Raw genomic sequence first — 13,990 nt, forward strand, 5'->3', positions numbered from 1 at the left:
CAACCCTGCAGGGTGAGGCCCACGGTGAACCGGGTCGGGAATTGGTGCGTACCAATTTCCGACCCGGTCTCACTGTCTCTGGAGGACCCCGATGACCATGCCCCCTGCCCGCCGCAAGGCGCTGATGGTCGGCGGAGTGATGGCCGCGGCCGTCACCATCGGTATGGCGGCGATGTTCGGCGCGAACTCGAACGACGCCAACGCCGCGTCCGCCAACGCGGTCGCCCGTCCCGCCGCGGCCTCGGCGATCACCGTCGCCCCGTACGTGGACATGGGCCTGTCCGCGACCAAGCTGTCCCAGTTCGCCAGTGCCAGCGGCATCAAGTCGTTCAGCCTGGCCTTCGTCACCTCGGCCGGCTGCAAGGCCAGCTGGTTCAACGCGCACAACATCAACGAGGGCTTCGGGCTGGACCAGATCAACAAGATCCGGGCGGCCGGCGGCGACGTGAAGGTGTCCTTCGGCGGCGCGACCGGCACCGAGCTGGCCCAGGCCTGCACCGACGTCAACCAGCTGGCCGCGCAGTACACCTCGGTGGTCAAGGAGTACAAGCTCACCCACATCGACATGGACGTGGAGGGAGCCGCGGTCGCCGACAAGGCCTCCGTCGACCGGCGGTCCAAGGCGCTTGCCTTGGTGCAGAAGCAGAATCCCGGCCTGAAGGTGTCGCTGACGCTGCCGGTGCTGCCCACCGGCCTTGACGGCAACGGCCTCAACGTGGTCAAGTCGGCCAAGGCCGCCGGCGTGGCGATGGACGTCGTCAACATCATGGCCATGGACTTCGGCACCGCCGAGAAGGACATGGGCGCACGGGTGATCCAGGCCGCGCAGAGCACCGAGAAGCAGCTCAAGACGATCTTCACCGGCCTGTCCGACGCGCAGGCCTTCAAGATGCTCGGCATCACGCCCATGCTCGGCGTCAACGACACCCAGACCGAGGTCTTCAGTGTCGCCAACGCCAAGGCCGTGGTGAACTTCGCCAACCAGCAGCACGTCGGCTACCTGGGCTACTGGGAGCAGAGCCGGGACGCCAACGCCTGCACCGGCGCGCTGTTCCAGTGCACCAACGTGCCGCAGAAGGCGTTCGACTTCGCCAAGGTGTTCGCCGGCTTCAAGGGCTAGCTAGTCGTCGTACGGGTCGTCGATGACCGAGCCGTACTCGGACTCGTCGGAGTCGTCCGGATCGATCAGCGCGAACCGGGTGCCGAGCGGGTCGGCCAGCACGGCGACCCGCCCCAGCGCCGACCGGTAGGGCTTGAACCGCAGCCGGGCGCCGAGCCGGCGGGCCAGGTCGATCGTCGCCTCGAAGCCCACGTCGGGGTCGACCGCGAACTGCGCGATCCAGCGGGCTGGCACGTCTTCCGGGGTGCCCAGCGCCATCCGCACGCGGGCGAGGACCGAGTCCTCGCCCGCGTACCAGACCACGTGGTCGAAGCGGCGGCCGTCGCCGAACTGCTTCTGGCCGTAGTCGAAGACCGCGCCGAAGAACCGGTCGGCCAGGGTGGCCCGCCACGTGACGAGTTCGGCCCACACCAACGATCCCGGCACACCGGCGGTGAAGTGGTGGCCGTCGCCTTCGCACAACCCGACCGCGGTGCCGGTGGGGTCGAGCAGGATTGCCTTGTCCCCCTTGCGATCCGTCAGCCGGCCGCCGTAGCGGGTGGCCTGCCGGGCGGTCGCGTCTATGTCGGGCGTGGCCAGGTACGGCGTCCAGCCCAGGGCCGCTTCGGCGGCACGGCGCACCCCGGCGACCGGTTCGCCGAACAGGGTCGCGGTGGCGCCGTCGAACTGCCAGCCGAAGAGGCGGCCGTAGAAGCGGGCCGTGGCCTCGGGGTCGGGTGTGGCGATCTCCAGCCAGCACGGGCTGCCGAGAGCGGGCTTCGTGATGACGGACATTGGGTCGCCTCCTCACGGTGGGGAAGGTGCCTGGACTTGATTATGTCATTACCAAGTCTTTACCTACAACCTTGATCTTCTGCGGTCGTCCGTGGCGCGTGGTTGCGCGCGGCTTCTGATCGTGCTCCCGCTGGTCAACGGCCAGTTTTCCGTCGGCGCTCAGCCCGTGTGGGTGGCCTGCCGAGCCGTCGGCGTGGCCATCGCCGGAGAGTGTCGGGGGTGCGTGCTTTGATCGGTCCGTGGCACGCAGAAGCACTCCGCTCGCCCTTGTGCGCCGGCCGGCACAACCGCCGCCCCGGCCGCGCTGGGACGCGACCGCGCGGCGGGTCATCGATCGTGAAGGCGGTCCATTGCGCCTGCTCGGTGGTCCCGGCACGGGCAAGACGACGCTGCTGGCCGGCGTCGCCGCGGACCGCGTCCTGAACACGGGCGTGGACCCGGAAAGCGTGCTCGTGCTGACGTCCAGCCGGAAGGCGGCGGTGGCGGTCCGGTCGCAGATCACCCGTCTGCTCAAGGATCGCGGCCCGTCCCGCACGGCCCGTGAGCCACTGGTTCGGACCGTGCACTCCTATGCCTTCGCGGTGTTGCGTCTTGTGTCCACAAGGGAGGGACTGCCGCCGCCGCGACTGCTCGCCGGACCTGATCAGGACGCCATGGTCCGGGACCTGCTCCTGGGCGACATCGAGATGGGTGCCGGCTACTGGCCGGACAGCCTGCGGCCGGCGCTGGGCATTCCCGGCTTCGCCGGGGAGTTGCGGGACCTGATCCTGCGCGCCGCCGAACGGGGCCAGGGCCCGGAGGACCTGGTGCGGCTGGGCCGTGGGCAGGGCGTGCCGGAGTGGACCGCGGCCGGCACGTTCTGGCACCAGTACGAGCAGGTCACGCTGTTGGCCGGCAGCGAGGCCCAGGAGTCGGCCGCCCCGGCCTACGACGCGGCCGAGTTGGTCTCCAGCGCCCTGCTGGCCTTCGACCTGGACCCCGACCTGCTGGCCGACGAGCGCGCACGGGTCCGGCACCTGCTCGTGGACGACGCCCAGCACCTCGATCACCAGCAGTTCGCGCTGGTCCGGGCGTTGGGCGCGGCGGCGCACGAGTTCATCGTGGCCGGCGACCCGGACCAGGCGATCTTCTCCTTCCGTGGCGCGGATCCGACGCTGTTCACCGACCGCGGCGACGGCCCGGTCGAGGTGCTAAAGGTCGATCACCGGATGGCGCCCGAGATCCGCAAGGCCGTCGGACGCCTGCATGCCCGGCTCCCCGGCGCCGGTCCGCAGCGAGAGTTGTTGGCCCGTGAGGACGAGCAACGCGGCAGCGTGCAGATCCGGCTGTTGGCGTCGGCGGCTCAGGAGGCGTCGTGGATCGGCGACCAGCTTCGCCGCGCGCACCTGCTGGACGAGGTGCCGTGGTCGGAGATGGCCGTGCTGGTGCGGTCGACCGTGCATTCCCTTCCCGTGCTGCGTAGGGCTTTGCTTGCTGCCGGTGTGCCGCTGGCCGTGCCGGTCGACGAGCTGCCGCTGGCCCAACTGCCCGCGGTGCGGCAGTTCCTGGTGTTGCTCCGATGTGCGGACGACCCGTCCATGCTCGACCAGGACACCGCCGCGTACCTGCTCGAATCGCAGCTCGGTGGTGCGGACACGTTGGCGTTGCGGCGATTGCGCCGTGGCCTGCGCCGGCTGGAGCTGGCCGCCGGCGGCGACCGGTCCAGCGGCGAGCTGCTGGTGGACGTGATCAATGACAACGACCTGCTGATCGCGTTAGAGGACAGCGAGGCCGTGCCGGTCCGCCGCATCGGCACGCTGATGCGGACGGCCCGGACCGCGATCGAGGCCGGTGCCAGCGTGGAGCAGGTGTTGTGGCAGCTGTGGAAGGACAGCAACCTCGAACAACGCTGGTCCGCTCAGGCCACCCGCGGCGGCCCGACCGGCGCGCAGGCCGACCGCGACCTGGACGCCATCGTCGGCCTGTTCGACGCGGCCGGCCGATACGTGGACCGCCTGCCCGCCGCCAGCGTCGCTGGCTTCACTGATTACCTGACGGCGCAACAGATCGTCGGCGACTCGCTGGCCCCGACCGCGCCGCTGGGCGAGGCCGTCACGGTGATCACCGCCCACGCGGCGGCCGGTCGTGAGTGGACGGTCGTGGCCGTGCCGGGCGTGCAGGAGGGCAGCTGGCCGGACCTGCGCATGCGCGGCACTTTGCTTGGCGTGGAACGAATGCGGGACCTGCTCGACGGCGTCGCTCCCGGCGACGTGGTCTCGGCCACCGCACCGCTGTTGGCCGAGGAGCGTCGGCTGTTGATCGTGGCCGCCAGCCGTGCCAAACGAACCCTGCTGGTCAGCGCCGTGCGCGGCGATGACGAACAGCCGTCACGGTTCCTGGACGAGCTCGAGGGCACCGCGGCCGACCCCGAGGCCGCAGTGCGCCCCGTGTTCACGCCGCCCCGCGGATTGGTGCTGTCCGAGCTGGTCGGCGAACTGCGCCGAGTGTGTTGCGACGCCGAGGCGGATCCAGGCCGCCGCCGCCGCGCCGCCGCCCAGCTGGCCCGGCTTGCCGCGGCCAACGTGCCCGGTGCCCATCCCGGCTCCTGGTACGGCCTGCCGGAAGTATCCACCGACAGTCCGTTGTGGACGGACGAGGACACGGTCAGCGTCTCCCCGTCCACCATCGAGGTGCTGTCCAAGTGCCCGCTGCGTTGGATGGTGGAGCGGCACGGCGGCGAGGATCCGGCTCAGCTCGCCTCGATCACCGGCACCCTCGTGCACGCGCTCGCCCAGGCCGCCGCCAGTGGCGTGGACCGCCTCGAACTACGGGTCCGGCTCGACGAGGCATGGGCCGCCGTCGACGCCGGCGCACCGTGGTTCTCCCGCCGGGAGCGCAACCGGGTGCAGAAGATGTTGGACACGTTCATGGCCTGGTTCGAGCGCAGCCGCAGCGAGCTCACCCAGGTCGCCGTCGAGCGGGACCTTTCCGTGCAGGTCCCCACCCAGGCCGACGGTCCTTGGCTGCGCGTCCGCGGCCGTGTCGACCGGTTGGAGGTCGACGACCAGGGGCGGCCCGTTGTCGTCGACATCAAGACCGGCAAACAGTCCGTCAGCAAGGACGACGCTCAGGAGCACCCTCAGCTCGCCGTCTACCAGTTGGCCACCCAGCTCGGCGCTTTCGAGGAGCTCGGCCTCAGCGAGGACCCCGGCGGCGCCCGGCTCCTCTACGTCTCCAAGGAGGACAAGAAAACCGGCGCCACCGAACGCGTCCAGGCTCCTTTGGACCCCGATTCGTCCAAGGTCTGGCTGGCCACCGTCCAGGAGGCCGCGGCTTCTTGCGTCGGTCCCGAGTACACCGCCACCGAGAGCCCCGACTGCCCGCGCTGCCCCGCGCGAACATCGTGCCCACTCCACGAATCCGGTCGGCAGGTAGGCGAGTGAACCCCGACCGCCGACCGGAATCCCGCCGTCAGGTGGACGAGTGAGAGGAGGTGGTGCCGAGATGACCGCTGACCTGGTGGCCGTTGCGCCGTGACGACTGGGGTGGCGACGCCGCCTCGGACGCCGACCAGGCCCCGGTCGACCGCAGCCAGGTGTCCACGGCCCAGCGCCAACGCAGTGCCTCGGCGAGCGAGCCCTCCGGCGGGCTGAAGCCGGTGAGCTCGGCCAGCCGGCGCAGGCGGTGCTTCACGGTGTTGGGGTGGACGTGCAGGGCCAGCGCCGTGGCATCGACCCGTCCGCCGTGATCGAGGTAGGTCAAGGCGGTCGAGGCCAACAGCCGGTGGAAGTCGTCGGTGCCGGCCAGGCCGGCCAACAGGTCGTCGGCGAGCATCCGGCCCAGCGCCGGGAAGCCGTCGGTGACCAGGTCGACCGCGAGCTCGGTGAGGCGCACCGCCCCGGAAAGGCCGCGGCAGCGGCCGGTCTGGAGTGCGGCTCGGCACGCCTGGTACGCCGCGCCGAAGTCCTTGGGTAGCACCGGTGGCGTCACCACGCTGAGCACGTCGGCCACCGGTGACAGGTCCGGCAGCTGCACGGCGACGCCGCACACGAGGCCGTCAACGGTGACGCAGAACGTCTCCGCCAACGCCGCCTCCGCGCGGCGGGCCTGGCGAGGGTCGCTCACGTCGGCCAGCACCACGTGGTAGTGCCGGTCCTCGGCGAGGCCGGTGTTGACCACGCCGGTGACCGGGCCGCCCTTGAGCAACTCGCGCAGCGCCTGCACCCGCGCCGCCTGGGCGGTGCGGGCCAACCGCAGCTCGGTCTCGCGATAGGCCTCCACCAACCGGTTCTGGAGCTTGTTGGCGTAGCCGTCGAGCTCCAGCAGGGCTGCGACGAAGTCGTCGGCCAGCATCTCGTGCTGGCGCAGGCGGCCGCCGAGCTCGCGCAACACGTGCGCGCGCCCGGTCTGGAAGCCGGCGAGCAGCGCCGAGAGCGGCACGCCCTGCAACGCCCGGTCGGTGGCGAGCCGGTCGGCGGCCTCCACGCCCAGTCCGGTGGAGTCGATGAAGGCCGCCGAGGCCACGCCGAGCAACGCCGCGATGTGCCGGCGGACCTCGGCGACGGGGAGCGCAGCCACCTGGGGTGACTGCGCCCGCACCTCCGTCACCACGCCGTCGAGCACGTCCGGGTCGGCGCGCATCTGCTCCATGATGCGGCGCAGCGTGGCGCGCCCAGCCGTCTCCTCGGTCATCGCGACAGCGACCCCAGCACGGCCGGGTCGACCTTGGACACCCGCTCGCGTTGCGGGAAGGTGCCGACCGGGATCCGGGCGACCTCGGTGCCCGAGTGGTAGTCGACGACCGACACGGCGTTGGCCTGGCTCAGCGACACGTAGCAGTAGTTGCCGTCGGTGCTGGTCTGGCCCCAGTAGGGCAGGCTGTTCGTCGGGTAGTTGACGAACGCCCGGTCGACCAGTCCGTCGGTGCTGACCAGGGCCGCGTAGTCGTCGATGGTGCCGACGTCGCACAGGGTGCTGCCGTCGCCCGACAGAGCCAGGCCGTGGTGGGCCGAGTTCTTCGGGTAGTCGTCCGCCTTGAGCGACTTGGCGTGGTCGCTGAACGGCTGGTTGACCGTGGCCACGATCTTGCCCGCGTTCAGGTCGTACTTCACGAAGCCGTTGAGGTAGGACAGCTGCGCGTAGAACGTGTTGCCGTCCGGCGCGACCAGGTTGGGCCGGATGCCGTGCGGGAACGTCCAGGTCTTGACCACCTGCATGGTGGCTGCGTCGATCTTGGTGAGCTGGAACGCGCCCTTGGCCCACTCCAGCGACTGCGGCAGCTGGATGTTGCCGATGCTGGAGTTGTAGACGTACTTGCCGTCCGGCGTGTAGTCGTTCTGGTGGGGGTAGTTGCCGGTCGGGGCGGAGCTGACGATCTTGCCGGTGGCGGTGTCGATGAACTCCGCCTTGTTGGCCGTGGTCGCCGACACCACGAAGCGGGTGCCGTCCGGCGACAGGGCCGCGTGGTCGGCGTGGAAGCCTTCCAGGCGGGTGTGCCACAGCTCCTGCTTGGTGGCCAGGTCGAAGGCCGCCACGTCGTCGAGGTTGCCGCGGGACACGATGAGCCGTCGGCCGTCCGGGGTCAGGGTCGCGTCGTCGACGAACCGGTCGCCGCCCTCGATGCCCTTCACCGTCTCGTACCCGATCCGCTGGATCGGGTCCATCTCGTTGATGCGCTGCTGGAGGTCGGGGATGACATTGAAACTGCCGAGGACGGCGAAGCCGTTCTCGTCGATGAAGCTCACCGATCCCGTCTGGCTGTTGCCCACGAGGAGCACGTTCTTCAGGGCGGTGACGTGCGGCGTTGCAGGGCTGGCAGCGGCAGCGGGGGCGGCCGCGGTGGCCGCGACCATCGCGGCGGCCAGGAGGATGCGCACGGTCGGCATCAGCCCAGTCTGGTGAAATCGGCGTTACGCAGATAGACGCGACCGGACCAATGTGAAACTTTTTCATTGTCGATGGCGGACAACGCGTCCGCCGATCGGCCGCACGGCCGGTCCGGGCGCGAATTTCGAGTGCGCCAACCGGGCGACACGGCGTTGACACGTGACTGTGCCGCACCGGAAACGCGGGCCGCCCGGTTTCGGGTGTGGGCCAAGCCGCCGCCTACTTTATGCCCGGCCAACCCCCGGCCCTTCGATTTCGCGCGGCCATGGGGTGTCGTCGGGGTGGACTTCGGGGGCTCCGAACGGCCGCACGGCGGGTCCGTTTCGGTCGTTGAGGTGCGACGACCTAGCGTGGTGCCCGTGCAACTGGTCAGCCCGCAGGAGGTGGCGGCCGCGCTCGGCCTGCCATCGCCGACGGACGAGCAGGCGGCGGTGGTCGCGGCACCGGCGCAACCCGCTTTGGTGGTGGCCGGCGCGGGGGCGGGCAAGACCGAGACCATGGCGGCGCGCGTGGTGTGGCTGGTGGCGAACGGCCTGGTCACGCCGGATCGGGTGCTGGGACTGACCTTCACCCGGAAAGCGGCCCGGCAGCTGGGCGAACGGATCAGGGCCCGGCTGCGAAGGCTGGCGGGGTCGGGGCTGCTGGACCGGCTGGATCCGGGCGGCGACCGCAGGGCGCTGGTGCTGGCGACGGAGCCGACGGTCCTGACGTATCACGCCTACGCGGGCCGGCTGGTCGGCGAACACGGACTGAGGCTGCCGGTGGAACCGGGGGCCCGGCTGCTGACGGGCACTGCGTCGTGGCAGCTGGCGCACCGGGTGGTGGCGACCTGGACCGAGGACCTGGACACGGACAAGGTGCCGGCGACGATCACCGGCTACCTGCTGTCGCTGGCCGGCGAGCTGGCGGAGCACCTGGTCGAGCCGGACAAGATCCGTCGGCACGCGGAGTGGATGCGGCGGACGATCGAGTCGGCGCCGAAGGGGCCGAGGCAGCGGGCGGAGTTGTCGACGACGCTGCGGGAGATCGTGGCGGCGCAGCAGTTCCGGGTGGCGATGCTGCCGCTGCTCGAGGCGTACCAACTGCGCAAGCGCAAGGAGGCGGCGCTCGACTTCGCCGACCAGATGGCGCTGGCGGCCGGCTTGGCCAGTGGCTTCCCGGAGGTCGCCGAGGGAGAGCGAAGCCGGTACGGGGCGGTGCTGCTCGACGAGTATCAGGACACGGGTCATGCACAGCGCGTGCTGCTTCGGTCGCTGTTCGGCACGGGCGACCCGATGCCGGTCACGGCCGTTGGCGATCCCGCACAAGCGATCTACGGCTGGCGCGGGGCCAGCGCGGCCAACCTGCCCCGGTTCACCACCGACTTCCCGCTCGCCGACAAGCGCCCGGCCCCGAAGTACGGCCTGCTGACCAGCTTCCGCAACCCGCCGGAGGTGCTGGCCGTGGCCAACGCGCTGTCCGGCCCGCTGCGCGCCGCCGGTCTCGACGTCGACGAACTGCGGGCCAAGCCCGGCGCGGAGCCCGGCGACGTGCATTGCGCGCTACTTCCCGATGTGCGCCAAGAGGTGACGTGGCTGGCCGACGAGCTGGCGGCGCGGTGGGAGGCCCAGTACGACGCCACCGGCAAGCCGCCGACTGCCGCGGTCCTGGTGCGCCGCCGCGCCGACATGGGTGCCATCGCCCACGCCCTGCGCGAACGCGGGCTGCCGGTGGAGGTCGTCGGTCTCGGCGGCCTGCTTGACGAGCCCGAGGTGCGCGATCTCGTCAGTGCCCTACGCGTGCTCATCGAACCCCTCGCCGGCACCGCCGCGGCGCGACTGCTGACGGGCTCGCGCTGGCGGCTCGGCGCCGCCGACATCGCCGCGTTGTGGGACCGGGCCGGCCAGCTGGCCGGGCGGCAGCGGCCCAGCAGCGGCGACGACCCGTTGGCCGCGATCACCGACGCCCTGCCGGGCGAACACGCCGAACAGGCCGGACTGGTCGACGCCATCGACGATCCCGGCGAACCGGAGCAGTACTCGGCCGCCGGCTACCAGCGAATTCGCCGGCTGGGCCACGAGTTGGCCATGCTGCGCCGCCGGCAGGACCAGCCGCTGCCCGACCTCGTCGCCGACGTGGAACGCACGCTGCTGCTGGACATCGAGGCCACCGCCCGCCCCGGCCGCGTCGGCCGCGCGCACCTCGACGCCTTCGCCGACGTCGTCGCCGACTACGCCTCGGCCAGTCCGTCGGCGACGCTACCGTCCCTTTTGGACTATCTGCGTACCGCCGAGAACGCCGAGGACGGCCTCGAGCCCGGCGAGGTCGAGGTGGCCGATGACCGCGTGCAGATCCTCACCATGCACGCCGCCAAGGGTCTCGAATGGGAGATCGTCGTCGTGCCGCACGTGGTGCGCAATGTGTTCCCGGGCCAGAAGAAGTCCTCGTCGTGGCTGAAGAACGTCACCGAACTGCCGGCTGACCTTCGCGGCGACAGCCAGGACCTGCCCAAGCTCAACCTCGCCGGCGCGGAGAACCGCAAGGACGTCGAGGAGGCCATCGCCATCCACAACGAGGAGTTCGAGGAGCGACGCCTCGTCGAGGAGCGGCGGCTGTGCTACGTCGCGCTGACCCGGTCCGAGCGAGTGTTGCTCGTGTCCGGCCACTGGTGGGGCGAGACCGGCGAAAAGCCCCGTGGCCCTTCGGATTTCCTCGACGAGGTGCACGCCGTGCTCTCCACCGGCGACCGTCCACCCGGCATGATCGACGAGTGGGCCCCCGCCCCGGCCGAGGACGAGGTCAACCCCCTCATCGCCGATGTCCGCACGGCCAGATGGCCCGTCGACCCCTTGGCCTCACGGCGCGAGGCCGTCGCCGAGGGAGCCATGATGGTGCTGGCCGAGCTCGCCGCGTTGTCGAAGGAAGGCTCGACGATCGCCGCTGCCGCAGCCACCTCGGCCGCCATCACCGCCGCCACTGCCGCTGTCGCGCGGAGAGAAAGGGCTGTGCGGCCAACGGAAGCGCCGCCGGAAGAGGGCCTGCCGGAGGAACCTCCGGAGGAAGAGGACTGGCTGGGAGGGGCGTCGGCCGCAGAGGAAGCACTGCCGGAGGGGGAACCGCAGGCGGAGGAGGACTTGCCGGTCGAGCCGCCGGAGGAGGCGTGGCCGGACGAGCCGCCGGTGGGGGAGGAAGCGCTGGCGGGGGAGGCGTGGCCGGATGAGCCGCCGGTGGAAGAAGCGCTGCCGGAGGAGGGATGGCCGGACGAGCCGCCGGTGGAGGACTGGGGGGATGGCCCGGGGGAGGTCGAGGAAATCCTCGCCGACGACCCCGACCCCGAGGGCTGGGCGGCGGATGTCGACGTGCTTCTGGCCGAACGGGAAGCGGCGCGGAGTCGGCGGGAGCTGGTGGCGTTGCCGGACCAGCTCACCGTGAGCCAACTGGTGGAGCTGGCCGAAGACCCGGATGCGCTGGCCCGACGGCTGCGCCGGCCGCTGCCGTTCCCGCCGAATCCGCTGGCCCGCCGGGGCACGGCCTTCCACGCCTGGCTGGAGCAGCGGTTCAAGTCGAACCGGCTGTTCGACCTGGACGAACTGCCGGGTGCCGCCGATGACGTGATCGGACAGGAGACGGACGCGGACCTGGCCCGGCTGCGGGCGGCGTTCCTGGCCAGCGAGTGGGCGGACCGGGTGCCGGCGGACGTGGAGGTGGCGTTCGAGACGGAAGTGGACGGGGTGGCGGTCCGAGGCCGCATGGACGCGGTCTACGCGGACGCCGACGGCGGCTGGACGGTGGTGGACTGGAAGACGGGCGCGGTCCCGGAAGGGGACAAGCTGCCGGCGCTGTCGGTGCAGCTGGCGGCCTACCGGCTCGCCTGGGCGGCGCTGAAGAACGTGCCGGTGGACCGGGTCCGAGCGGCCTTCCACTACGTGCGCCACGATCACACGCTGCGCCCGACCGACCTGCTGGACGCGGACGGCCTGAAGCTGCTGCTGAGCGCGGTGCCGAGGGCCTAGGGCAGCTGCTCGGCCCCGTCCCAGTGCTGGAGCAGCATCGCGCCGGGGGCGGTGACGTGGGCGTAGAGCACCTCGAGCAGCCAACGGCTGAACGGCGACGGCCCGAACTCGCTGGCCCGGTCCTCGGGCGCGACCTCGAGCCGGGCGGGCCCGTCGTCACCGGCCCGCACGAGACCGACGCCGTAGTAGTCGAGCTCGATGAGCGGCCACGGGTCGTAGTCCGGGCTCTCAGGCACGAGCACGGCACAGGGCGCGAGGGTCATGAGCGTGCCGCAGGCCTCAAGGGCCTGGTCGACGGTGGACTCGGTGACCAGGATGCCGATGAGCTCGATGGCCGACACCGGCACCACGTCGTGGAACGCGGGCTCGAACCACGAGTGGAACCAGGACGGGTCGGGCGCGGGCGGCCACCCGTTCTCGGTGCGCCAGCGGTGCACGTCCGCGCGCAGCCGAACCACCGCCGACACTCGTTGACCGAGCACGGCCACATCCGAGATCACCGTGCCGCGCCACCCGAGGGCGGACACAGCGTGCTGGGTTCGCGACTGCACGCGATCATCCTATGGTCAGGGTCGCCGCGGCGACAGGGTCTTGCAGATGGCCAATTGCAGGAAACATACGGCTCAGGCGGCCGAACGGCTCACCCGAAGCGCCCAGATCACCAATGGAACCTGGAGCGGAAGGCGGGCGACAGTGGCCAGCTGCTCCCCGCGGGACCGGCCACGGGCGTCCAGGGCCATCTTGATATTGGCCGGAAAAACCGCCGTGAACAGGGCGGCCGCGGCCAACCCGCCCAGCTTCCGGGTGCGCGGCGCGGCCACCGCGGCGGCCACCGCCAGCTCGGCGACCCCGGAGACATACGTCCAGGTCCGGGCGCTGCCGGGCAGCGCCGTCGGCACGATCCGGTCGTATGGCTTGGGGTAGGCGAAGTGGGTCACGCCCGCGACCGCCAACAGGGCGGACAGCGCGAGCGCCGGACGAGGGGAAGTCATGGATCGAGGGTGACACGAAGGGTCCCTCCGCGGCGATGTGATACGGGTCCGTGCAGGTGGAACGCGATGTGGTGGGGAAGTTACCAGAGACCTTCCATGATCGGTGGAGAAATTACCGACCCGGGGGAGGTGATCAAGCCGTCGCCCGCCCGTTACCCTCCGGCAGCATGAGCACCAGCGGCGACGGCCTCGCCGACCAGCCGGGCCACGCCCTGGTCGGTGTCGTGCGGATACCGGCCACCGGCGGCAGCCCCGTCCGGACGATCACCCGTCGCCTGCTGTTCGCGCTGCTGGCGCTGGCGGTCACCGTGGTCATCGTCTACCTCGACCGCGACGGCTACCGGGACACCAACGGCGCCGGCCAGGGCCTGAGCCTGGTCGACTGCCTCTACTACGCGACGGTCTCGCTGACCGCGACCGGCTACGGCGACATCGTGCCGATCACCGCGGCGGCCCGGCTGGTCAACGTGCTGGTCCTGACGCCGATCCGCGCCCTGTTCCTGATCCTGCTGGTCGGCACCACACTGGAGCTGCTGACCGAGCGCTCCCGGCAGTCGTTCAAGATCCAACGCTGGAGGTCGAAGGTGCGCGACCACGTGGTCGTCGTCGGATACGGCACCAAGGGCCGGGCCGCGGTCGTCACGCTGCTCGGCGACGGTGTCGACGCGGAGCAGATCGTGGTGGTCGACACGGAGAAGGCGGCCCTCGAGGCGGCCTCCGCCCGCGGACTGGTCACCGTCACCGGCTCGGGCACCCGCTCCGACGTGCTGCGGGTCGCCGGCGCGCCCAAGGCCCGGGCCATCGTGGTGGCCACCAACCGCGACGACACGGCCGTGCTGGTCACGCTGACCGCCCGCGAACTGGCCCCCAAGGCCCACATCGTCGTCTCGGTGCGCGAGGCCGAGAACGAGCACCTGCTCCGCCAGTCCGGCGCCGACCAGGTCGTGGTGTCCAGCGAGACGGCCGGCCGGCTGCTCGGCATGGCCACCAGCACGCCGAGCGTGGTGGCCATGGTCGAGGACCTGCTGACCCCGGACGTCGGCCTGGCCATCGCCGAGCGCGAGGTGGAGGACGGCGAGGTCGGCGGCTCGCCGCGGCACCTGTCCGACATCGTGCTGGGCGTGGTCCGCAACGGCACGCTGTACCGGGTCGACGCGCCCGAGGCCGACGCCATCGAGACCGGCGATCGCCTGCTGTACGTCAAGAAGGTGACACCGGCCTAAGTCCCGCCCTTCGTTGGGTGCTTC

The 13,990-nt window shown here is 71.2% G+C and carries 9 protein-coding genes; 4 read left to right on the forward strand and 5 right to left on the reverse strand.

The window, feature by feature from the left end:
- Window positions 1–91: 91 nt before the first annotated feature.
- Window positions 92–1,120: a chitinase gene (locus M3Q35_RS39720; RefSeq protein WP_273937715.1), complete on the forward strand. Its 1,029-nt coding sequence runs from the start codon at window positions 92–94 to the stop codon at window positions 1,118–1,120.
- Here M3Q35_RS39720 and M3Q35_RS39725 read toward each other — a convergent pair whose 3' ends face one another.
- Window positions 1,121–1,894 carry a VOC family protein gene (locus M3Q35_RS39725; protein WP_273937716.1) on the reverse strand — a complete coding sequence of 258 codons (774 nt, stop codon included), beginning with the start codon at window positions 1,892–1,894 and terminating at the stop codon, window positions 1,121–1,123.
- Between the two features lie 239 nt (window positions 1,895–2,133).
- Here M3Q35_RS39725 and M3Q35_RS39730 point away from each other — a divergent pair, with 239 nt between their 5' ends.
- The gene (locus M3Q35_RS39730) at window positions 2,134–5,316 is read left to right on the forward strand and encodes an ATP-dependent helicase (protein WP_273937717.1); all 3,183 of its coding nucleotides are present in this window, start codon (window positions 2,134–2,136) and stop codon (window positions 5,314–5,316) included.
- A gap of 28 nt (window positions 5,317–5,344) precedes the next feature.
- On the opposite strand, the gene M3Q35_RS39735 is transcribed toward M3Q35_RS39730, so the two are convergent.
- Both M3Q35_RS39735 and M3Q35_RS39740 read right to left on the reverse strand, forming a co-directional pair.
- Entirely contained in the window at window positions 5,345–6,565 is a 1,221-nt protein-coding gene (locus M3Q35_RS39735) for a PucR family transcriptional regulator (protein WP_273937718.1), read from the reverse strand.
- A complete protein-coding gene (locus tag M3Q35_RS39740) occupies window positions 6,562–7,758 on the reverse strand; it encodes a YncE family protein (protein ID WP_273937720.1) in 1,197 nt (398 codons plus the stop codon). The genes M3Q35_RS39735 and M3Q35_RS39740 overlap by 4 nt, the downstream gene beginning before the upstream one ends.
- Window positions 7,759–8,112: 354 nt before the next feature.
- On the opposite strand from M3Q35_RS39740, the gene M3Q35_RS39745 reads away from it, so the two are divergent.
- Window positions 8,113–11,751 (forward strand): UvrD-helicase domain-containing protein, encoded by a 3,639-nt coding sequence (locus tag M3Q35_RS39745; RefSeq protein ID WP_379794531.1) that lies wholly within the window; start codon window positions 8,113–8,115, stop codon window positions 11,749–11,751.
- Here M3Q35_RS39745 and M3Q35_RS39750 read toward each other — a convergent pair.
- Both M3Q35_RS39750 and M3Q35_RS39755 read right to left on the reverse strand, forming a co-directional pair.
- Window positions 11,748–12,302: a hypothetical protein gene (locus M3Q35_RS39750; RefSeq protein WP_273937721.1), complete on the reverse strand. Its 555-nt coding sequence runs from the start codon at window positions 12,300–12,302 to the stop codon at window positions 11,748–11,750. The two genes, M3Q35_RS39745 and M3Q35_RS39750, sit on opposite strands and share 4 nt — an antisense overlap.
- Before the next feature lie 72 nt (window positions 12,303–12,374).
- The gene (locus M3Q35_RS39755) at window positions 12,375–12,743 is read right to left on the reverse strand and encodes a DoxX family protein (protein WP_273937722.1); all 369 of its coding nucleotides are present in this window, start codon (window positions 12,741–12,743) and stop codon (window positions 12,375–12,377) included.
- A gap of 167 nt (window positions 12,744–12,910) precedes the next feature.
- On the opposite strand from M3Q35_RS39755, the gene M3Q35_RS39760 reads away from it, so the two are divergent.
- Window positions 12,911–13,966, forward strand: a complete 1,056-nt coding sequence (locus tag M3Q35_RS39760) for a potassium channel family protein (protein ID WP_273937723.1) — start codon at window positions 12,911–12,913, stop codon at window positions 13,964–13,966.
- The last annotated feature ends 24 nt before the right edge of the window (window positions 13,967–13,990 follow it).

Origin of the sequence: Kutzneria chonburiensis, assembly GCF_028622115.1 — a bacterium.
Lineage (GTDB): Bacteria > Actinomycetota > Actinomycetes > Mycobacteriales > Pseudonocardiaceae > Kutzneria > Kutzneria chonburiensis.